The organism is Paractinoplanes polyasparticus (assembly GCF_019710575.1).
Taxonomy (GTDB): Bacteria; Actinomycetota; Actinomycetes; order Mycobacteriales; family Micromonosporaceae; genus Actinoplanes; species Actinoplanes polyasparticus.
On record NZ_JAHWFK010000008.1, the window covers coordinates 45,617 to 66,022 of the forward strand.

The window sequence follows — 20,406 nt, forward strand, 5'->3', positions numbered from 1 at the left end:
TTTTAGCTGGTGAGGAGGCAGTCGGTTTTCCGCCGCCGCAAACCCCGCGGCGTCGGAAAACCGCCTGCCTCCTCACCAGCGGGGCGATCGCGGGTTGCTCACACTGGTGGGGCGCACGAGAAAAATAGGGTGTCGCGGGGTCGAATCACACAAGTGGGGCGCAGGAGAACTAGCGGGTTTGTTCCAACCAGCTCGCGTAAAGCTTGGCGTAGATCGAATCCACGTCTGTGATCAGTTCCGAATGCGGGCCGCGTTGGACGACGCGGCCCGCATCCACGACTATGACCTCGTCGGCGGCCTGGGCTGTGGACAACCGGTGCGCGATGGCGACGGTCGTCCGGCCCCGGGTGACTGTGTCCAGGGCCCGTTGCAGGCGTACCTCGGTGGCTGGGTCTACCGCGCTTGTGGCCTCGTCGAGTACCAGCAGGTCGGGGTCGGCTACGTATGCGCGTACCAGTGCTACCAGCTGACGCTCGCCTACGCTCAGTGCCTCGCCGCGCTCTCCTACCGGGGTTTCCATGCCGTTCGGGAGGGTGGCCAGCCAGTCTGACAGGCCCAGTTCGGTGAACGCCGTTGCCAAGTGGCCGTCGGTCAGGGTGGGGTCGGCGAAGCGGATGTTCTCGGCGATCGTGGCGTCGAACAGGAAGCCGTCCTGAGGCACCATCACCACGCGTGAGCGCAGGGCCGAGAACCTTACGTTTCTCAGTGGCGTTCCGGAGAGCAGCACTTCGCCCTCTGCCGGGTCCATCAGGCGGGTGAGCAGCTTGGCGAACGTGGTCTTGCCGCTTCCGGTCTCGCCGACCACAGCCACCTTCGTACGCGGCTGAATCTCGAGGTCTACGTCTGCGAGCACGATCGGGCCGCCGGGGTAGCGGAACGACACATCTGCGAATTGCACCGAGAGCGGGCCGGCCGGCAGGTCTACGCCTACCTCGTCGGGGTCCTTGACGTCGGGTTCCAGGTCGAGCACGTCGAGCACGCGCCGCCAACCGGCCACCGCGTTCTGGGCCTCGTTGAGCATGTCGGTGGCGATCTGCACGGGCTGGATGAACAGCGTCACCAGGAACAGGAACGCGGTGAGCCGGCCCACGGTCAGGCCACCGTCCACCCCGATGAGCACGCCGACCACCACGACCCCGGCCAGGGCCAGGCCGGCCCCGATCTCGCCGCTGCTGAAGCTGGTCACGCTGGTGCGCATGGCCTTGCGCTGGGACACCTCGAGCCGCTCGATCGAGCTGTCGAGCCGCTTGCCGGTGCGCCCGGCCACGCCGTACGCCCGAATGACCACGGCCCCGACGACGCTCTCGGCGATGACGCCCAGCATGACGCCGGTCCGCTCGCGGACCGCGCCGTAGACGGCGGCCAGCCTCTTCTGAAACAGCCGGATGACGGCCACGGCCGGGCCGAAGGCGAGCAGCACCACGATCGTGAGCTGCCAGGAGTAGACGAACATCACGATTGTCGAGACGAGCAGCTGACCGCTGGCGAGCAGCAATTGCACGCCACCGGTCTGCAGGAACAGCGAGATCTGGTCGACGTCGCTGGTCACCCGGGACACCATCGTGCCGCGCCGCTCGGACTGCTGATGCAGCATCGACAGGTCGTGGATGTGCCGGAACGTGCGCGAGCGCAGCGCGCCCAGGGCGGTCTCGCTGACGGTGAACAGGCGCCGGGTCATCAGGTAGCCGGCCACCGTCGAGATCATCAGCGCCACGAAGGTGAACGCCACGACCTCGGTCACGAACATCAGGTCGGGGCCGCCGGCGCCGCGGATGCCGTGGTCGATGCCCTGCTGCACGGCGATCGGCACCGCCACCCGGCCCGACATCTGCACCACGGCCAGGGCGATCGTGCCGCCCAGACCGGGACGCAGCTCGGGCGAGAGGGCAAGGCCGCGCTTGATCGTTGCGTACGTGCCGACGCTCATGCCTCGACCCTTTCGGCGTCGGCCTTTTCGATCTCGGCCTTTTCGTAAGCGGTCACGAGATCGACGTAGCCCGCGTGGGTGGCCAGCAGCTCGGTGTGGGTGCCGGTGGCCACGACCTTGCCCTGCTCCAGATAGACGACCTCGTCGGCCAGCGCGATCGTGGCCCGGCGGTACGCCACCACCAGGATCGACGCGCCCGCGTCACCGCCGCGCAGCGAGGCCAGGATCGCCGCCTCCACCCGCGGGTCGACGGCGCTCGTCGCGTCGTCGAGCACCAGCAACCGGGGAGCTCCAGCCAGGGCGCGAGCCAGCGTGAGGCGCTGCCGCTGCCCGCCCGAGAGCGAGGTGCCGCGTTCGCCGACCGCCGTGTCGAGCCCCTCGGGCAACTTCGCCACGAAACCGTCGGCCTCGGCCAGGCGCAGCGCGGCCCAGACGGCCTCGTCGTCGACGCCCTCCCGTTCGAGCGTGATGTTGCCCCGCACGGTGTCGTCGAAGATGAACGGCAGCTGCGGTACGAGGGCGGACGCGCTGGTCAGGCCGGCCTCACTGAGCTCGGGCAGGGGCGTGTCGTCCAGGCTGACCCGGCCCGCGCCGGGGTCGACGAGCCGCACGGCGAGCGACGCGATCGTCGACTTGCCGGAGCCGGTCGCGCCGACCAGGGCGACCGTCTTGCCCGGGGGCACGCGGAACGACACGTCCCGCAGGACCAGCGGACCGTCGCCGTACGCGAAATCGACCTTGTCGAAACGCAGCGTGGCCGGACCGCTCGCGGACGTGGTGGCCGAGCCGTAGGCGAGATCGCCCTCGGCCGCCAGCACGGACTGCACCCTGTCCCAGCCCGCGACGCTGCGCGGCAGTTCGCCGAGCACCCAGCCGATCGCGCGCACCGGGAACGCCAGCACGGTGAACAGGAAGGCGACGGTGACCAGCTCGGTCACGCTGATCGCGCCGTTCTGCAGCCGCCAGGCGCCGAGCAGCAGCACCGCGAGGGTGCCGACGCTGGGCAACGCGTCCATGATCGGGTCGAACAGGCCGCGCAGCCGGCCGACCGAGATCAGCGAGTCGCGCAGCTCGTCGACGAAGACCTTGAAGCGGCGGGACTCGTCCTCCTCGCGGCCCATGGTCTTGACCACCAGCGCGCCGTCGAAGCTCTCGTGCGCGACGGCGCTGACCTTCGCGCGCATCTGCTGCGCCCTGATCTGCCGCGGAGACATGCGCCGCGCGTAGAAGGTGTTCAGGGCGAACAGGACCGGGAAGAGGACGACGCCGACCATCGCGAGCACCCAGTCGGTGAGGAACAGCGCCACGACGGCGGCCAGGATCATCACGATCGTGCCGACCGCGAACGGCAGCGGCGCGATCGGCACGAAGGCCGCCTCGACGTCGGAGTTGGCGTTGGACAGCAGGCTGCCGGTGGCGTGCTGCTGGTGCCAGGCCGGGGGCAGCGACAGGTAGCGCCGGGTCACCGCGCGGCGGTAGCGGGCCTGCAGGCGGAACTGCATGTAGCCCGCGCCGAGGCGACGGCCGAAGATGGTCAGGACGCGCAGCGCGCTGAGGCCGAGGAAGACGGCGGCGATCAGGGCGAGCGTGCCGGCGCCGGTGGAGCCGGTGCTGAAGGCGGGCACGACGACACGGCCGATGACGGCGCCGACCACGTACGAGTTCGCGATGACGAGCAGGCCGAAGAGACTGCTGCCGGCCACGCCGACCGTGAACAGGCGCGGCTCGGTGCGAATCGCCTGGCCCAGCACCCCTAGTCCCCGTACCAGCACATCGCGGCTGGACCTGGTGCTCAAAATTCCTACCTGACTGGTAAGTGTTTGCCGGCGGTTCCGGCCTTACATACCCATCCTGCCGAACGGGGTCGCCGCAGTTCACCTTCGTAACATGTGTCTACGATCACGTTTGTGACCGCCTATGCCCAGCGTGAACGACGCCTGCTCGCCGACCTGCTCCTCCGGCTCGGCCCGGACGAGCCGACGCTCTGCGAGGGGTGGAGCACCCGTGACCTCGCGGCGCACCTGGTCGTCCGCGACCGCCGCCCCGACGCCGCGGCCGGCGCCATGATCGGCCCGCTCCGGAGCCATGGCGAGCGTGTGCGGCTGCGGACGGCCGCCCGCCCTTACGCCGACGTCGTGCACGAGGTGCGCACGCCACCGTGGTGGAGCCCGGTGAGCAATCGCCTGGTCGACGAGGCGGCCAACACGATCGAGTTCTTCGTGCACCACGAGGACGCGCGCCGCGCGCAACCGGACTGGGCGCCGCGCGAGCTCGATCCCGGCCTCGAGGCCGCCCTGTGGCGGAACGTGAAGCTCACCGGCCGGCTGGTCCTGCGGCGGTCCGGCGCGGCGGTCGAGGTCAGAGCCGGAGGGTACGGATCCTTCACGGTGGGCGACAACCCGGCGACCACGCTGACCGGCCCACCGGGCGAGCTCGCCATGTTCCTCACCGGCCGCCGGGACCACGCCCGCGTCACGATCGAGGGCGACGGCCTGCGGGACGCTCGGCTGGGCCTCTGATTGGCCCAATTGATCCGCCCTTGATTGGACCAAAACGCGAGCCAATGCGGCCCTAGCGTGGGCGCATGGCACAGAACTCCGGACTCTCCCTCGCCCAAGGGGCCGCACTCTGCGTGGGCGCCGTTCTCGGCACCGGCGTGATCTCCATGCCGGCCCTGGCGGCTGAGGTCGCCGGCCCCGCCTCCCTGGTCGCCTGGATCGGCCTGATCGTCCTCTCGGCTCCGCTGGCCCTGACCTTCGCGGCGCTGGGCGCCCGGCACCCGGACGGCGGCGGGGTGTCCACCTACGTCCGGCTGGCGTTCGGCCCCCGCCTCGGCGCGGCTGTGGGCTGGTGCTTCTTCTTCGCGGTGCCGCTCGGGGCGCCGGCTGCGACCGCCTTCGCCGGCGGTTACGTGGCCGACGTGGTCGGCGGCGGCCGCACCACGGTGCTGCTCACCTTCCTGGCCGTCGTCGGCGCGGTCTTCGTCATGAACTGGTTCGGGCTGCGCGTCACGGGGCGCGTCCAGCTCGCGCTCACGGGCGTGCTGGCAGCGCTGCTGCTGGTCACCGTGGTGGCCGCGCTGCCGCTGGGACAACCTCACCCCGTTCGCGCCGCACGGCTGGTCGGCCGTCGGACCGGCGGCGGCCGTGCTGGTGTGGGGGTTCGCCGGGTGGGAGGCGGTCTCGTCGCTCGCCGGCTCCTACCGCAACCCACGCCGGGACGTGCCCCGGGCGACCGCGATCGCCGTCGTCGTGGTGGGCGCCCTGTATCTCGGGGTCGCAGCGGTCAGCGTGCTCGTGCTGGGCCCGGCGCTGGGCAGCAGCGAGGCGCCCCTGGCCGACCTGCTGGCGTCCGGCTTCGGCGGCCCGGTCCGCGTGATCACCGCGGTCGTGGCGGTCCTGCTCACCGTGGGCGCGGTCAACGCGTACCTAGCCGGGGCCTCGCAGCTCGGGGCGGCACTGGCCCGCGACGGAGCGCTGCCCGCGCGGTTCGCCGGCTCACCCCGCAAGTCGCTGCTGCTGATCTTCGGGGGCAGCCTCGCCTCGGCGGCGCTGCCGATCGATCTGCACACCATGCTGCTGCTGGTCACCGGATGCTTCACGCTGGTCTACGTGATCGGCACGGCGGCCGCACTGCGCCTGCTGCCGCGCGGCGGCTCCCGGGCCGTGGCCGCGATCGGGCTGGTCTCGGTGCTCGGGCTGCTCTGGCTCAACGGGCCGCCGGCGTTGCTCAGCCTCGTGATCGTCGCCGCGTCGCTCGCCTATCAGTCGTGGCGGGCCAGGAGGCCGGCGAAGATCGCCATCCCCTCGTCGATCAGCGCCGGGTCGGCCGCCCCGAACCCGAACACGAAGCCGTGCCTGGTCGGCGAGCCGGAGTAGTCGAGCAGATCGTCGAGCGCCAGCCCTCGCTTCGCGGCCGCGGCCACCACGGCTGTCGAGTTCACCTCGGTCAGGGCGGCGACGTGCAGGCCGGCGGCGCTGGGGACGATCGTCAGCTCCGGCATTCCGGCCAGCGCGGCCACGATGCGGGCGTGTCTTTCCCCGTACGCCTTCCCGCCCTTCCGGACGTGCCGGGCGAGCAGCCCCTCGTCGAGGAAGCGGGCCAGCGCCGCCTGCACAGCCGGCTGCCCGTAGCCGTCACCGAGCTGGCGCGCCGCGATCAGGGCATCCCGCAGGCCCGGGGTCGCCAGCACGAAGCCGGTGCGCACGGCCGGGAGCATGCTTTTGGAGAACGTGCCGACATAGAGCACCCGCCCCGCCGAGTCGAGACTGTGCAGCGGTTCCAGCGGGCGCGCCGAGAAACGGAACTCGCTGTCGTAGTCGTCCTCGACGATCGCCGCCGGACGGCAGCGGGCCCAGTCGAGCAACTCGCGGCGGCGGGTCAGGCTCATCGCGCGGCCGAGTGGGAACTGGTGGGACGGCGTGGTGTAGACCAGCCGGCAGTGGGCGGGCAGATCGGCGACGACGAGCCCCTGATCGTCGACCGGCACGAGACTCACCCGGGCGCCGAGCGCGGCCAGGATCCGGCGGGCCGGCGGGTAGCCCGGCTCCTCGACCGCGACCACGTCGCCCGGCTTCACCAGCACCCGCGCCAGCAGGTCGAACGCGTGCTGGGCGCCGTTGGTGACCACCACGTCGGCCGCGGTCGTCCGCACCCCGCGCGAGACGCCCAGGTAACGCGCTATCGCCTCGCGCAGGCCGGGGTGGCCGGCCGGATCCCCGTACGTGCCGGGGTTGTTCGCCCGCAGCCGCAGCTCGGCGGTGACCAGGCGCCGCCACGAGTCGAACGGGAACAGGCCCGCGTCGGGAATGCCGGTGCGGAAGTCGTAGCGCGGCGGGCGGACCGCGCCGCTGGTCTCGAGCGGCTCCCACGACCAGTCCTCGCGGGGCCGCAGCGGATCGGAGGCGGCACGCCGTCGCGACCGGCCCCGGGACACCGCGGCCACGAAGGTGCCGGCGCCCACGCGGGACGACAGATAGCCCTCCGCAGCCAGCCGCTCGTAGGCGGCGGCGACACTCCCCCGCGCCACGCCGAGATCGGCCGCGAGCGCCCGGGTCGCGGGCAGCCGCTCGCCCGCCGGGAGCCGCCCGTCCACGATTGCCGTGCGCAACGCCCGGTAGACCGCAGCGGTCTTCCCGTCCGTCCCGTCCAGCCGAATGATCAGGTCCACCCGCTCATTCTCCGCACTATGGCCCAATCGGTATGGCGGCGATCGAGGACCGGCGCGCCTACGCTCTCCTTATTGAAGTGACAAACGTCAATTCAAGAAGCTCCGGGAGAGGAACAGTATGGCGACTCGACGCACCTTGGCCGCCGGCCTGCTCGCCGCGGTCACCGCCGCCGTCGCGGTGGGCACCCCCGCTGCCGCCGCCCCCACGGGGGACCTCCGGATGGCCGACGCCGCAACCGCGATTCCCGACAGCTACATCGTGGTGCTCAAGCCCGGCGCCAAGACGCAGGCCAGCAGCGTGGGCGGGCAGGTCCGGCAGCAGCTGGGCATCATCAACGGTTACGAGGCGACCATGACCGCGGCGCAGGCCAAGCGGCTCGCGGCCAGCTCCGGGGTCGCCTACGTGGAGCAGAACCAGACGATCTCCCTGAACGCCACGCAGACGAACGCGACATGGGGCATCGACCGCATCGACCAGCGCGCCCGGCCGCTGAGCACGACGTACACCTATCCCGTCACGGCCTCGAACGTCACCGCGTACATCATCGACACCGGCATCCGCTACACGCACAACCAGTTCGGCGGACGGGCCACGGCCGGCTACGACGCGGTCGGCACCGGCGCGGTCGACTGCAACGGCCACGGCACCCACGTGGCGGGCACGGTCGGCGGCGCGACGTACGGCGTGGCCAAGGCCGTGCGGCTGGTCGGCGTGCGCGTGCTGAACTGCTCCGGCAGCGGCACCACAGCCGGAGTCATCGCGGGCGTCAACTGGGTCGGCAACCAGACCGCCCGCCCCGCGGTGGCCAACATGAGCCTCGGCGGCGGCGTCAGCTCCACCCTGGACAACGCGGTCAACACGGCCATCTCGAAGGGCATCACGTTCGCCCTCGCGGCCGGCAACTCGACCGCCAACGCCTGCAACTCGTCGCCCGCCCGCGTGGCCAACGCCATCACGGTCGGCGCCACCACCAGCACGGACGCCAAGGCGAGCTACTCCAACTACGGCACCTGCCTGGACATCTTCGCCCCCGGCTCCGCGATCACGTCGGCCTGGTACAACTCGAACACCGCGACCAACTCCATCAGCGGCACGTCGATGGCCAGCCCCCACGTCGCCGGCGCGGCCGCGCTGGTGCTCTCCCGCAACACCGGCTACAGCCCGGCCCAGGTGCGCGACAGCCTGGTCAACGATGCCACCACCGGCGTCGTGACCAGCGCCGGCACGGGTTCCCCGAACCGCCTGCTCTTCGTGGTCCAGTAACCGATCGCCCGGCGCCCGGTTCCGCACACGCGGGCCGGGCGTCGCGCTGCCCGCTTCGCGAAATCCTCAAGATCGCTCCCCCGCCCTCGTCCAGCCATCCCTAACCCCCTCCCTCCAGGGGCGATGCGGTTGAAGCTACGCCGCCGTCAAGCCGGACGGACCGGGTTGTCCACAGGGCCAGGAGTCAGCCGGATCGATGCCTGTGGACGGCGGATTGCGAATGCAGTACATATTCTCCATGGCGTGACCATGAGATTGCGGAACGTGTTCTGGTCCGGAGTCGCGCCGTGAGCACGTTGTGGCGCAACCGTGAGTTCACTCTGCTGTGGACAAGCCAGAGCCTGTCGGATCTGGGTGGCGCGATCGCCATGCTGGCGATCCCGCTGCTCGTTCTCGACGTGACCGGCTCGGCGGTCCAGGCCGGTGCGGTCGGCACGGCGGCCCAGGTGGCCAAGCTGCTCTGCCGGCTCCCGTCGGGCGTGCTGGCCGATCAGCTCAACCGGCGGCGGGCGATGCTGACCTGCGACGTGATCCGACTGGTCGCGTTCGTGGCGCTGGCCGTGGCCGTGGCCACCGGGCGCGCGGGGCTGACCGAGATCATCGCGGTGGCCATCATCGACGCCGCCTGCGGGTCGCTGTTCAACACGACGGAACACGCGGCCCTGCGCAGCATCGTGCCGACCACCCAGCTGCCGGCGGCCGTGGCCCGCAACGAGGCCCGCAGTTACGGCACCGCGCTGGCCGGGCCGCCGCTCGGTGGCGTCCTGTTCGGCATCACGGCGGCGCTGCCGTTCGTCGGGAACGCGCTGTCCTATCTGGCCTCGCTCATCGGCATCGCCCTGATCCGCAAGCCGTTGCAGGCCGAGCGCGAGCACGACCATCCGGGACACCGTGCCGCCCTGCTGGAGGGCCTGCGATTCGTCTTCCGCAACCCGTTCCTGCGGACCGTGCTCATCGTCGCCGCCCCCTTGAACCTGGCGCTCTACGGCTCGATGTTCACGATCATCGTCACCCTTCAGGGGCACGGCGTTCAGCCCGGCGTGATCGGCCTGACCGAGACCATCGTCGGCGCCGGCGGGCTGATGGGCGCCCTGGTCGCGCCCACTCTGCAGCGCTGGCTGTCGTTCGCCGTCCTGATCCGCGGCCTCTGCTGGGCGGCGACCCTGTTCCTGGCGGTCAGCGCCTTCTTCACCACCAGCGTCGCCGCGGCCGCCCCGATCGCGCTGGCGATCTTCGTCGGGCCCGCCTGCAACGCGGCGCTCTTCGGCTACCAGGCGGCCATCACACCCGACCACCTGCAGGGCCGCGTGCTGAGCGTCATCTTCCTGTTCGCCATGTCGGCCGCAACCGTGGCGCCGCTGCTGGCCGGGGTCTTCGTCACGGCCTGGAGCGCGCCGGTCAGCATCGCGCTGTTCGCCGCCACGGTCTCGGTGTCGGCGCTGACCGCTACCGTCGCGCCCGCGATCCGCGACATGAAGCCCATCGAGACCCTGACGCCCTGACGCGACCATCATGTCCTCTTCGTCTCGCCACCAGCGCGGTGCAGAACAAGATCCAGCGGCCGCCTCGGTAGCGCGCCGGGCGCGGCCTGTTCGTCTCGCAATGCGGCAGCCTCGGCGGCGCGGCCGGAAGCGACCTGTTCGTCTCGCAATGCGGCAGCCTCGGCGGCGCGGTCGGACGCGGCCCGTTCGTCTTGCAATGCGGCCGGATCTGAAGTGCGGCCCCTTCGTCTCGCAGTCAGCGCGCAGCAGAATGGGGTCCTCCGCCGCCTCGGAAACGCGGCCGGACACGGCCTGTTCGTCTTGCAATGCGGCCGGATCTGAAGTGCGGCCCCTTCGTCTCGCAGTCAGCACGGAGCAAATGAAGATCCACCGACTGCCTCGGAAGCGCGGCCGAAAGGAAAGCCAGATAGAGAAGTCGGGCCATCCTCAACCCTGGGCGGCAATCTGAGCGACCGTCCGCAACGTCGATCGGTGGGGTACGGACGGCACAGCCAAGCGAACGGCAGGGTGCGCGCGACACGACCAAACGAACGGCAGGGTGAACCGCCCCGGGTTTGATATCGGCCCGATCTCTTGGAGGATCGAGTCATGTCACGCCCTTCGCCGTACCCTGCGGAACTTCGTGAGCGGGCGGTGCGGATGGTCGCCGAGGTGCGGCCCAGTTACGAGTCGGAGTACGCCGCGATCGTCGCGGTCGCGCAGAAACTCGGGATCGGCACCGCGGAGACGCTGCGTAAATGGGTCCGCCAGGACCAGATCGACAACGGCTCGCGGGCCGGGACCACCAGTGACGAGACGGCCGAGTTGAAACGGCTGCGTCAGGAGAACGCCGAGCTGCGCCGGGCCAACGAGATCCTGAAGTCGGCTTTCTTCGCGGCCGAGCTCGACCGGCCACAGCGACGCTCGTGAACTACATCGACGAGCACAAGCACCAGTTCGGCGTCGAGCCGATCTGCCGGACCCTGACCTCGTCCGGGTGGCCGATCGCGTCCAGCACCTACCGGGCCGCGTGCCGCCGGCTGCCCTCAGCCCGGGCCCGGCGTGATGCCTGGCTGACCGAGAAGATCCGGCAGGTCCACGCGGACAACTACGGTGTCTACGGGGCCCGCAAGATATGGCTGGCCCTGAACCGGGCGGGTGTCGAGGTGGCCCGGTGCACCGTCGAACGGCTCATGCGTCAGGCCGGGCTGCGCGGTGTGGTGCGCGGCCGGACCCGCCGGACCACGATCGCTGACCAGCGGGCGGCCCGATCGGCGGATCTGGTGCAGCGCCGGTTCACCGCTGATCGGCCGAACCGGTTGTGGGTCGCTGATTTCACCTACGTGCCGACCTGGACCGGCACCGCCTATGTCGCCTTCGTGATCGACGTCTACTCCCGCCGGATCCTGGGCTGGCGGGCCGCGACCAGCATGAAAACCGCCCTGGTCCTGGACGCCCTCGAAATGGCGATCTGGGCCCGTGGACGGCACGGGGCCACCGACCTGTCCGGGCTGGTCCACCACAACGACGCCGGCAGCCAATACACCTCGATCGCGTTCACCGACCGCCTCACCCAAGCCGGTGCGGACTCGTCCGTCGGCACGGTCGCCGACGCCTACGACAACGCCTTGGCCGAGTCCACCATCGGCCTGTTCAAAACCGAACTGATCAAACCCCGAGGCCCGTGGAAGACCTGCGACCAGGTCGAGATCGCCACTCTGGAATACGTCGACTGGTACAACCACCGCCGCCTGCACAGCGGCGCAGCCGACCTATCACCAGCCGACTTCGAAACCCTGCACCAACCCACCAAACCCCGCCCGACCAGGGCGATGTCCCAACCCACCTAGCCGCTACTAAACCCGGGGCGGTTCAGGGTGCGCGCGACACGGCCAAACGAACAGCGGGGTGCGCGCGACACGACCAAGCGAACGGCAGGGTGCGCGCGACACGGCCAAACGAACAGCGGGGTGCGCGCGACACGACCAAAACGAACAGCGGGCACGCACGGGCACGGCCAAACGAAGGCTGGGGGCGTGCGGCATTGCCAAGCGAACGGTGGCCTGCGGACGGCGCGGCCGAGCGGACGGCAGGGTCAGCGGTCGTCGGCGAGGCGGTGGCGATATTCGCGTACGGCCTGGGCGTACGCCTGCTCGTCGAGCGCCCAGTCGGCGTCGCCGGGTGCGCCGGCGCTTCGGTTGAGCTGGGTCTGCAGGGTCATGACGGCCGAGGACAGGCCGCTGAACGGGCGGCCCCGCCACAGTTGCTCACCGGCCGGGGCGACCTCGACCAGGTCGTCCTCGACGACGATCAGGCCGGCCCCGGCCAGGCGGCGCACGGATTCTTCGAGCTCAGCCCGGTTGGGAATGCTGTGGTGCAGGAAGTCGGCCGCGGCGAGCAGGTCGGCCAGGCTCGCGCCGACCATGGGCAGAGCGGCGTGCTGGGCCCGGTCACGCTCGAGGCGTTCGGCGATGACCGCGGACACGAAGATCCAAGCGTCGTTCCACTGCCAGCCGCCAGCCCCCATGGGGCAATGATGCCGTGCGACCCGGGCACCGGGAAGCGAATGTGTCGCGATGATCACAAAGCTGTGACCGATGATCTTGTGTGCTAAACCGAATCAGTGGCGCAAACCGCTCAGTCCTTTGTGGATCGCAGCCTGCGGCTCGCCGCCGCCCACGGTGCACCACGGCAGGAACACCTGCACGAGCGGCCCGATGGCCAGAGCGTACGCGACCGTGCCGATACCGACCGTGCCGCCGAGCAGGAACCCCACGCCGAGGACGAGCAGCTCGATCGACGTCCGGACCAGCCGGACGGACAGCCGCGGGAACCGCCCGACGATGCCGGTCATCAGCCCGTCGCGCGGGCCGGACCCGAACCGGCTGCCGATGTAGAGGCCGGTGGCGAGACCGTTGAGCAGAATGCCGCCGACCAGGTAGCACACCCGGGCCGGGATCGTGCCGCCCGCGGGCAGGACGTGCAGCGCGGCGTCGACCGCGAAACCGACCACGACCAGGTTGGCCAGCGTGCCGAAGCCCGGGCGCTGCCGCAGCGGGATCCACAGCAGCAGGATCGGGATGCCGAGCAGGATCACGACCAGGCCGAAGCTGATCCCGGTGACCTTCGACAGGCCCTGGTGGAACACGTCCCACGGGTTGAGGCCCAGCGCCGACTCGACCATGAAGGCCATGCTCACGCCGTAGAGCGCCAGCCCCGCGAACAGCTGCACGGTGCGCCGGACGAGACGACGATCTCTGTTGTCACTGAGGGCCATGAATGCCACTCTGAAGGCCAATTGTGCGAAGCTGAAGAGCCAATTCGCCGGAGGTGGATGTGACGACGACGATACGTGGGGGCCAATTGGCCCGGCTGCTCGGTCAGTGGCATTCGCTTCCGGGCCGCCATCGGAGTCCCGACTACGCCGCTCTCGCCGCCGCGGTGCGGGGGCTGCTCTCCGACGGGCGGCTTCCTTTGGGCGTACGCCTCCCGGCCGAACGCGAACTGGCCGAGGCGCTCGCCGTGAGCCGGACGACGGTCAGCGCCGCCTACCGCACCCTGCGCGAGACCGGCCATCTCACCAGCCGGCGCGGCGCCGGAAGCTGGACGACCCTGCCCAACGGCCACCGGGTCGCCACTTCGGGCCTGTGGACCCCCGAGGACGACCGCAACGTGATCGACCTGGGCGTGGCCGCCTCGGCCGCCCCGCCCGAACTGGTGCCGGCCGCCCGGGCCGCCGCCGACGACCTGCCCCGCTATCTGGGCAGCGCCGGCTACCACCCGACCGGCCTGATCGAGCTGCGCGAGGTCGTCGCGGCCGGCTACCAGGCGCGTGGGGTGGCCACCTCGGCCGAACAGATCCTGATCACCGGCGGCACCCAGCAGGCCCTCGACCTGGTGCTCCGGCTGCTCGCGCCGCCCGGATCGCCCGTACTGGTCGAAGCACCGACCTATCCCAACGCGCTGGCCGCCCTCTCGGCGCGCCGGGCCCGGATCAGCACCCACGGGCTCGACACGGCGACCGGCTGGGACGGCGAGATGCTGCTCGGGGCGCTGCGGCAGACCCGGCCGAGGCTCTCGTACGTGATCCCGGAGTTCCACAACCCGACCGGGCACCTGATGACCACGAGCCTGCGCGAACGGCTGGTCGCCACGGCCCACAGCACCGGCACCGACCTGGTCGTCGACGAGTCGTGGGTCGACCTGCAGCTCGACGGCGACGAGATGCCCCCGCCGGTCGCCGTGTTCGACCGGCACTCGCGGGTGGTGTCGATCGGCGGCCTGAGCAAGGGCTACTGGGGCGGCCTGCGGATCGGCTGGGTACGCGCCTCGGCCCCGCTGGTGCAGCGGCTGGCGGCCATCCGGGTCGGCGTCGACATGGCCAGCCCGGTGCTCGAACAGCTCGTGGCCGTGCGCCTGCTGGAACACTCCCCCAAGATCCTGAGTGACCGCCGCGCCGAACTGCGCCGGCAGCGCGACGTGCTGGCCGCCGCGGTGACCGAACTGCTGCCGGAATGGCGCTTCGTGCTGCCGCCGGGCGGTGCGACGATCTGGGCCGAACTCGACGGCCCCATCTCGAGCGCCCTGGCCCGGGCCGCCGAGGACGTCGGCGTACGCCTGGCGCCCGGCCCCCGCTTCGGCCTGGACGGCACGCTCGAACGCTTCCTGCGGCTGCCCTTCGCGTTGCCTTCCGAGCAACTCACCGAGGCGGTCCGCCGCATCGCCTCAGTCCGGCACGACCTCGACCGGGCAACGATCCCTTCCTGGCGAACGCCGTCGGTCATCGCCTGACGCCGGGCCCCACAGCCGAGCAGCCGCGACGGACGACCCGAGCGATCGTTGACCGCTCCGAACGGCCAAGCCGAGCGAGACGAGACGTTTCGTCTCCCGAGACGAAACGTCTCGTCTCGTCTCGTACGAGCACGGCATGGGCACTGGTCCGGGCGCGGCACGGGCCCGGGCACACCATGGGTTCGGGCATGCCACCCGGCGCGAGCACGCCACGGGTGACGGCGCTGGTCAGAGGAGCCAGACGCCGTCCCGCATGAGTTCGCGGTCGGCGAGTTCGTTCTCCTCGCGCCAGGCCTGGACCCGCGTGGGGCGCAGCACGAGGAAGACGTATGCCTCGCCCGCTGTGCGCGGATCCCAGTCGTTCTGCTCGGCGTAGGCGGCGCCCTCGGCTTCGGCCTCGGTCACCGGGAGCGTCGCCTCCAGGGCCGCCTCGATCAGGATGACGTCGCGGGTGGGGCCGAAACCGATTCGGGCCCGGCCGGTTGCGGCGATGTTGCGGCCGGTGGGTGACTTGCGGGCGGTGGCGATCAGCAGGCGTTCGCGGAACCAGCCCAGGGTGAGCGGCACCAGGTAGGGCTCGCCGTCCCGGGCCGTTGCGACCCAGGCGTCGGCCACCGGAGCGCTCAGCCGCGCGAGCACGTCCGCCTTGCGTTGCTGCTTCGACCTCGGTTCCTCAGCCATCGCCGCAGCCTACGACGCGCGATCCCCCGCCGCGGCTCCACACCCTACGGCCTTGGCAAGGCCCCACGGCCCCCGGCGCAAGCCCCAGGAGTGCTGCAATGCCGCCGGAACGTCTCAGGCTTCAACAGCCCGTAGCGACCCCACATCCCAGCCCCGCGCGGTCCACGCCCGGCCGCGGGCACACAACAAGCGGCCGGGGCACGAGCCCCGGCCGCTTTCGTCAGCGCTGCGTCAGATCTGGGCGAGCGAACCCGCGTACATCTTGTCGATCTGCTCGGCGAAGTTGGTTTCGACCGAGCGCCGCTTGATCTTCATGGACGGCGTGATCTCGCCGGCCTCGATGCTGAGGTCGCGCGGCAGGATGGCGAACTTCTTGATCGTTTCCCAGCGGTTGAGCTTGCTGTTGAGTTCCTGCACGTAGCCCTCGACCATCTTCTCGGTCTCGGGGGCGGCCACGATCTCCTCGTAGCTCTTGCCGGCCAGGGGGCCGCCGGCCGCCCAGCCCTTGATGGCGTCCTCGTCGAGCGAGATCAGCATCGTCACGAAGTTGCGGGCCTGGCCGACCACGACCGCCTGCGAGGTGTAGGGGCAGACCGCCTTGAACTGGCCCTCGATCGCGCTGGGGGCGATGTACTTGCCGCCGGACGTCTTGACCAGGTCTTTCTTGCGGTCGGTGATCGACAGGAAGCCGTCGGCGTCGACTTCGCCGATGTCGCCGGTGCGCAGCCAGCCGTCCTCGGTGAAGGCCTCTTCGGTCTCCTGGGGCAGGTTGTGGTAGCCGCGCATGACCGGGCGGCCGCGCAGCAGCACCTCGCCGTCGGTGTCGATCTTGCACTCGAGGTCGCCCAGGGGCAGGCCCACGGTGCCGATCCGGAGCCGGTCGAGCCGGTTGACGAAGTTGGCCGCGCTGCTCTCGGTCAGGCCGTAGCCCTCCATGATCGGCAGGTTCGCGGCCGCGAAGAACTCGGCGATCTCGCGGCTGAGCGGGGCCGAGCCGCTGACCAGCACGCGCAGCCGGCCGCCGAGGCGGGCCTGCAGCTTCGAGAAGACCAGCTTCTCGGCCACGGCGAACCTCAGTTTGAGCCCGGCCGGGATCGGCTTGCCGGCCTGCTCGAGGGCGACCTTCTGCTTGCCGGTGGCGACCGCCCAGTGGAAGATCTTGACCTTCGCGCCGCCGCCGGCCAGGGCCGTGGTGACGGTCTTGTTGTAGACCTTCTCGAAGATGCGGGGCGCCGCGCACATGAGCGTCGGCTGGACCACCGAGAGCATGTCGACCAGCTTGTCGACGCGGCCGTCGACGTAGGTCGGCACGCCCACGTGGATGATGCCGCAGAGCAGCGTCTTGCCGAACGAGTGGGACAGCGGGAGCCAGAGGTACTGCAGGTCGGTCGACTCGAACAGGCCGAGGCCCTGCTGGGCGACGCCCTCCCAGGTCCAGCCGGCGTGCAGCAGCTGTACGCCCTTGGGGCGGCCGGTGGTGCCGGAGGTGTAGATGAGGGTGGCGAGGTTGTCGGGGCCGATCGACTCGACCACCTCGTCGATCAGGGTGGGGCGCTCGCGCAGGACGGCGGCGCCTCGCTCCTCGAGCTCGGCCAGGGTGAGCTGGGGCGGGGTGGCGCCCGCGTCGGCCAGGCCGTCGATGAGCACCACGTGCGTCACGTCGGTCTCGACGCCGGCGATCTTCATCGCCTGCTGGGCGTTCTCGGCGATGAGCACCTTGGACCCGGAGTTGGCCACGATGTAGCTGGCGTCCTCGGGCTCGGTGGTCGGGTAGACGGTGGTGGTGGCGGCGCCCGCGGCGTTGATGCCGAGGTCGGCCAGCACCCACTCGTAGCGGGTGCCGGACAGGATGGCCACCCTGTCCTCCAGGCCCACACCGAGGTCACGCAGGCCCGCCGCGATGGCCGAGGCCCGCTCGCCCACCTGCGCCCAGGTGTACCAGATCATGCCCGAGTCGTCGGCGTTGGGCACCGCGAACGCCTGGCCGTTGGGAGTCGCGGCCACGCGCTTGAAGAACATGTCGGGGATCGACCGGTAGGGAACCTCGAGAGCCATCGGCGCCGCCTTATGGTCAGTTGTCCGGGGGGAGTTAACTTTCGTGTTACCGAAGGGTATTGGCACGGCTGCGGGAGGGCTAGTACCGCCCCGGCACCGGTAGCGAGCGGTGAGCTTCACCGCAAGTGTATCGAGCGCCACATGTCGTCGTCCCACGACGTGAAACGCGCGTTTATCCGCATTTCAGCGGCCCCGGCGCCGGATCGGGGAGACGTGGTTCTCAGCACATTGCCAGCTTCAGCGGACAGGATTGCCCGCCTCGCGCAGCGACTGCTTGACCTGGCCGATCGACAGGTCGCCGAAGTGGAAGACGCTGGCGGCCAGCACGGCGTCAGCCCCGGCCGACACCGCGGGCGGGAAGTGCTCGACCGCGCCGGCGCCCCCGCTCGCGATGACCGGGATGTCGACGACCTTCCGGACGGCCGCGATCAGGTCGAGGTCGAAGCCCGCCTTGGTGCCGTCGGCGTCCATCGAGTTGAGCAGGATCTCGCCCGCGCCCAGTGCGGCGACCCGCTCGGCCCACTCGATGGCGTCGAGCCCGGCGCTGCGGCGGCCGCCGTGCGTGGTGACCTCCCACCCGCTGGGCTGTTCGGCCGAGCGGCGCACGTCGAGCGAGAGCACGAGCACCTGGTTGCCGAAGCGCTCGGCGATCTCGCGGATGAGCTCGGGGCGGGCGATGGCCGCCGTGTTGACCCCGACCTTGTCGGCCCCGGCCCGCAGCAGCACGTCGACGTTGCCGACCGAGCGCACCCCGCCGCCCACGGTGAGCGGGATGAAGACCGATTCGGCCGTACGCCGGACCACGTCGAGCATCGTGCCGCGGTCGTCGGACGAGGCCGTGACGTCGAGGAAGGTCAGCTCGTCGGCGCCCTGCGCGTCGTACGCGGCGGCCAGCTCGACCGGATCGCCGGCGTCGCGCAGGTCGACGAAGTTGACTCCCTTGACCACGCGGCCCGCGTCCACGTCGAGACAGGGGATCACGCGCACGGCAACCGTCATGCCGCAAGCGTAACGAGGTCCCAGCCGCCGGCTTCGGGCGGTCGAACACTAAGCAGCGCCGAAAGGTGCCGCGCGAAGAAGTAGCGTGGCTACATGATGGATCTGGGGCGGCTGCGAGCCCTGCACGCCGTGGCCAGCTACAAGACCGTGCTGGCGGCGGGCGAGGCACTGCACTGCACCCCGTCCGCCGTGTCGCAACAGCTCGCCAAGCTCGAGCGGGAAACCGGCGCCACACTGGTCGAGAAGCACGGACGGGGTCTGCGGCTGACCGAGGCCGGCCGGGTGCTCGCCCGGCACGCCGAGAAGGTGCTGGCCACGGTCGACGAGGCCGAGGCGGCGCTGGCCGCCCATCGGGACACGGTCGTCGGGCGCCTCACGGTGGCGGCGTTCGCCACCGCCTGCCGGGCCCTGCTGCCGTACGCGCTGCATCGCCTGGCCTCGGAACATCCGCAGCTCAGCACGGGGCTGGTCGAGGTCCATCCGCACGAGGGTCTCGAGATGCTGCACCGGGGGCACGTCGACCTCGCGGTGCTCGACGACTGGCCCGCGGTCGCGCTGCGCTACCCGAACGGCGTCACCCACGTCGAGCTCGGCTGGGACGTGGCCGACCTGATCGTGCCGAGCGGCCACCGGTTCGGCGACACGGTGCCGCTGGCCCGGCTCGAGGACGAGCGGTGGATAGCGGCCAAGGCGGGCGACGTCTGCCTCGAATGGCTGCAGCGGGTGGTGCCCGGCGTTCAGCCCGACTTCCACGTCGCCGAGTTCGAGACCCAGCTGACGCTGATCGCGGCCGGGCTCGGCGTCGCGGTCATCCCGCGGCTGGCCCGGTCGACCGAGCTTCCCCCGGGCGTACGCGTCGTCCGCGTCACCCCCGAGCCCAGGCGCCGCGTCGTGGTCGCCTGGCGCGAGGCCTCCGCCGCGCGCCCAGCCGTGCAGGCGGCGGTGGAGGCCCTGAGGAGCGCATGGATCAGGGTTGAGCGAGAACGTCCAGCGCCTGCCGCACGGTGAACGCGCCCGCGTAGAGCGACTTGCCGGCGATCACGCCCTCGACCCCGACCGGCTCCAGAGCAGCCAGCGCCCGCAGGTCGTCCAGGGTGGACACGCCGCCGCTGGCGATGATCGGCTTGTCGGTGGCCGCGCACACCTCGCGCAGCAGCTCGACGTTCGGGCCGCGCATCATCCCGTCCTTGGTGATGTCGGTGACGACGTAGCGCGACGCGCCGGCCTTGTCGAGCCGGGCCAGCACCTCGTACAGGTCGCCGCCGTCCCGGGTCCAGCCGCGGGCCGACAGCGTCCGGCCGCGCACGTCCAGGCCTATCGCCACGCGGTCGCCGTACTCGGCCACGACCCGGTCGCACCACTCCGGGTCCTCCAGCGCGGCGGTGCCGATGTTGACCCGCTCGCAGCCGGTGGCCAGGGCTCGGGTCAGCGACTCGTCGTCGCGGATGCCGCCGGACAGCTCGACCTTCACGTCGAGCCGGCCGACCACACCGGCCAGCAGCTCGGCGTTCGACCCGCGCCCGAAGGCCGCGTCCAGGTCGACCAGGTGCACCCACTCGGCGCCGTCGTTCTGCCAGGCCAGCGCGGCCTCGAGCGGGTCGCCGTAGGCCGTCTCGGAACCGGCGGCGCCCTGCACGAGACGCACGGCCTGACCGTCCGCGACGTCGACGGCGGGCAGCAGCTGCAAGGTCATAGTTGTTTCTCCAGAGTGTTGGTCAGCCGGCCTTGCGGCCGAGGACGACGACCACGAGGGCCGGCGCGGCGAGGACGAGCACCGCGGTGAGCACGATCCGCAGCGACAACTCGGGCACGAGAAGCCAGACCGCGGCGACGGCGACCGCCAGCCCGAGCAGAATGCCGAGTCGCTGGCTGCGGGTGCGGCGATAGAGCTGCCCGGTCTTGCGGGTGCGCGGGGTCAGGCGCTTGACCAGCTCACGCCGGCGCTGTCGCCGCGCCACCTTGCGGGCACGCGCGGCCTTCTCCTTCTCCAGCACGGCGAGACGTTCCTCGCGGCGCCGGGCGCGCTCTTTCGACATCT

At 71.0% G+C, this 20,406-nt stretch carries 15 protein-coding genes and 2 pseudogenes; 7 read left to right on the forward strand and 10 right to left on the reverse strand.

Annotation, left to right across the window (positions count from 1 at the left end; all coding sequences use genetic code 11):
• Positions 1-169 precede the first annotated feature (169 nt).
• The gene (locus tag KXC43_RS11920) at positions 170-1,927 is read right to left on the reverse strand and encodes an ABC transporter ATP-binding protein (protein ID WP_221376078.1); all 1,758 of its coding nucleotides are present in this window, start codon (positions 1,925-1,927) and stop codon (positions 170-172) included.
• Positions 1,924-3,723 carry an ABC transporter ATP-binding protein gene (locus tag KXC43_RS11925; RefSeq protein ID WP_221376079.1) on the reverse strand — a complete coding sequence of 600 codons (1,800 nt, stop codon included), beginning with the start codon at positions 3,721-3,723 and terminating at the stop codon, positions 1,924-1,926. The genes KXC43_RS11920 and KXC43_RS11925 overlap by 4 nt, the downstream gene beginning before the upstream one ends.
• Before the next feature lie 111 nt (positions 3,724-3,834).
• Here KXC43_RS11925 and KXC43_RS11930 point away from each other — a divergent pair, with 111 nt between their 5' ends.
• Positions 3,835-4,446 (forward strand): TIGR03085 family metal-binding protein, encoded by a 612-nt coding sequence (locus KXC43_RS11930; RefSeq protein WP_221376080.1) that lies wholly within the window; start codon positions 3,835-3,837, stop codon positions 4,444-4,446.
• A gap of 65 nt (positions 4,447-4,511) precedes the next feature.
• Positions 4,512-5,805, forward strand: a pseudogene (locus tag KXC43_RS11935) (amino acid permease).
• Here the strand turns inward: KXC43_RS11935 and pdxR are convergent.
• Positions 5,691-7,097, reverse strand: coding sequence for a MocR-like pyridoxine biosynthesis transcription factor PdxR (gene pdxR / locus KXC43_RS11940; protein ID WP_221376081.1), 1,407 nt, complete (start codon positions 7,095-7,097; stop codon positions 5,691-5,693). The pseudogene KXC43_RS11935 and the gene pdxR sit on opposite strands and share 115 nt — an antisense overlap.
• Before the next feature lie 118 nt (positions 7,098-7,215).
• Between pdxR and KXC43_RS11945 the strand changes: the two genes are divergently transcribed.
• From KXC43_RS11945 to KXC43_RS11955, 3 genes and pseudogenes are all read left to right on the forward strand, one after another.
• Positions 7,216-8,361 carry a S8 family peptidase gene (locus KXC43_RS11945; protein WP_221376082.1) on the forward strand — a complete coding sequence of 382 codons (1,146 nt, stop codon included), beginning with the start codon at positions 7,216-7,218 and terminating at the stop codon, positions 8,359-8,361.
• Between the two features lie 287 nt (positions 8,362-8,648).
• Positions 8,649-9,863 carry an MFS transporter gene (locus tag KXC43_RS11950; RefSeq protein ID WP_221376083.1) on the forward strand — a complete coding sequence of 405 codons (1,215 nt, stop codon included), beginning with the start codon at positions 8,649-8,651 and terminating at the stop codon, positions 9,861-9,863.
• A 588-nt stretch (positions 9,864-10,451) separates the two neighbouring features.
• Positions 10,452-11,692 (forward strand): annotated as a pseudogene (locus KXC43_RS11955) (IS3 family transposase).
• A 245-nt stretch (positions 11,693-11,937) separates the two neighbouring features.
• Here KXC43_RS11955 and KXC43_RS11960 read toward each other — a convergent pair.
• Both KXC43_RS11960 and yczE read right to left on the reverse strand, forming a co-directional pair.
• Entirely contained in the window at positions 11,938-12,369 is a 432-nt protein-coding gene (locus KXC43_RS11960) for a hypothetical protein (RefSeq protein WP_221376084.1), read from the reverse strand.
• Between the two features lie 93 nt (positions 12,370-12,462).
• A complete protein-coding gene (gene yczE / locus KXC43_RS11965; RefSeq protein ID WP_221376085.1) occupies positions 12,463-13,119 on the reverse strand; it encodes a membrane protein YczE in 657 nt (218 codons plus the stop codon).
• A 59-nt stretch (positions 13,120-13,178) separates the two neighbouring features.
• Between yczE and yczR the strand changes: the two genes are divergently transcribed.
• A complete protein-coding gene (gene yczR, locus KXC43_RS11970) occupies positions 13,179-14,633 on the forward strand; it encodes a MocR-like transcription factor YczR (protein ID WP_221376086.1) in 1,455 nt (484 codons plus the stop codon).
• A 228-nt stretch (positions 14,634-14,861) separates the two neighbouring features.
• On the opposite strand, the gene KXC43_RS11975 is transcribed toward yczR, so the two are convergent.
• The 3 genes from KXC43_RS11975 to hisF all read right to left on the reverse strand — a co-directional run bounded on the left by KXC43_RS11975 (position 14,862) and on the right by hisF (position 18,368).
• Entirely contained in the window at positions 14,862-15,314 is a 453-nt protein-coding gene (locus tag KXC43_RS11975) for a pyridoxamine 5'-phosphate oxidase family protein (protein WP_221376087.1), read from the reverse strand.
• A 231-nt stretch (positions 15,315-15,545) separates the two neighbouring features.
• Entirely contained in the window at positions 15,546-17,369 is a 1,824-nt protein-coding gene (locus KXC43_RS11980) for an AMP-dependent synthetase/ligase (protein WP_221376088.1), read from the reverse strand.
• Between the two features lie 237 nt (positions 17,370-17,606).
• Complete coding sequence (hisF, locus tag KXC43_RS11985; protein ID WP_221376089.1) at positions 17,607-18,368, reverse strand: imidazole glycerol phosphate synthase subunit HisF; 762 nt, start codon at positions 18,366-18,368, stop codon at positions 17,607-17,609.
• A 93-nt stretch (positions 18,369-18,461) separates the two neighbouring features.
• Between hisF and KXC43_RS11990 the strand changes: the two genes are divergently transcribed.
• A complete protein-coding gene (locus tag KXC43_RS11990; RefSeq protein WP_221376090.1) occupies positions 18,462-19,376 on the forward strand; it encodes a LysR family transcriptional regulator in 915 nt (304 codons plus the stop codon).
• On the opposite strand, the gene priA is transcribed toward KXC43_RS11990, so the two are convergent.
• Both priA and KXC43_RS12000 read right to left on the reverse strand, forming a co-directional pair.
• Positions 19,336-20,061: a bifunctional 1-(5-phosphoribosyl)-5-((5-phosphoribosylamino)methylideneamino)imidazole-4-carboxamide isomerase/phosphoribosylanthranilate isomerase PriA gene (gene priA, locus KXC43_RS11995; protein ID WP_221376091.1), complete on the reverse strand. Its 726-nt coding sequence runs from the start codon at positions 20,059-20,061 to the stop codon at positions 19,336-19,338. The two genes, KXC43_RS11990 and priA, sit on opposite strands and share 41 nt — an antisense overlap.
• A 22-nt stretch (positions 20,062-20,083) precedes the next feature.
• Entirely contained in the window at positions 20,084-20,404 is a 321-nt protein-coding gene (locus KXC43_RS12000) for a hypothetical protein (RefSeq protein ID WP_221376092.1), read from the reverse strand.
• Positions 20,405-20,406 lie beyond the last annotated feature (2 nt).

Coding starts and splice junctions, on each gene's coding strand:
- KXC43_RS11920 (WP_221376078.1), bottom strand. CDS start 1,927: ATGAGCGTCGGCACGTACGCAACGATCAAGCGCGGCCTTGCCCTCTCG.
- KXC43_RS11945 (WP_221376082.1), top strand. CDS start 7,216: ATGGCGACTCGACGCACCTTGGCCGCCGGCCTGCTCGCCGCGGTCACC.
- KXC43_RS11960 (WP_221376084.1), bottom strand. CDS start 12,369: ATGGGGGCTGGCGGCTGGCAGTGGAACGACGCTTGGATCTTCGTGTCC.
- yczE (WP_221376085.1), bottom strand. CDS start 13,119: ATGGCCCTCAGTGACAACAGAGATCGTCGTCTCGTCCGGCGCACCGTG.
- KXC43_RS11975 (WP_221376087.1), bottom strand. CDS start 15,314: ATGGCTGAGGAACCGAGGTCGAAGCAGCAACGCAAGGCGGACGTGCTC.
- KXC43_RS11980 (WP_221376088.1), bottom strand. CDS start 17,369: ATGGCTCTCGAGGTTCCCTACCGGTCGATCCCCGACATGTTCTTCAAG.
- hisF (WP_221376089.1), bottom strand. CDS start 18,368: ATGACGGTTGCCGTGCGCGTGATCCCCTGTCTCGACGTGGACGCGGGC.
- KXC43_RS11990 (WP_221376090.1), top strand. CDS start 18,462: ATGATGGATCTGGGGCGGCTGCGAGCCCTGCACGCCGTGGCCAGCTAC.
- priA (WP_221376091.1), bottom strand. CDS start 20,061: ATGACCTTGCAGCTGCTGCCCGCCGTCGACGTCGCGGACGGTCAGGCC.
- KXC43_RS12000 (WP_221376092.1), bottom strand. CDS start 20,404: ATGTCGAAAGAGCGCGCCCGGCGCCGCGAGGAACGTCTCGCCGTGCTG.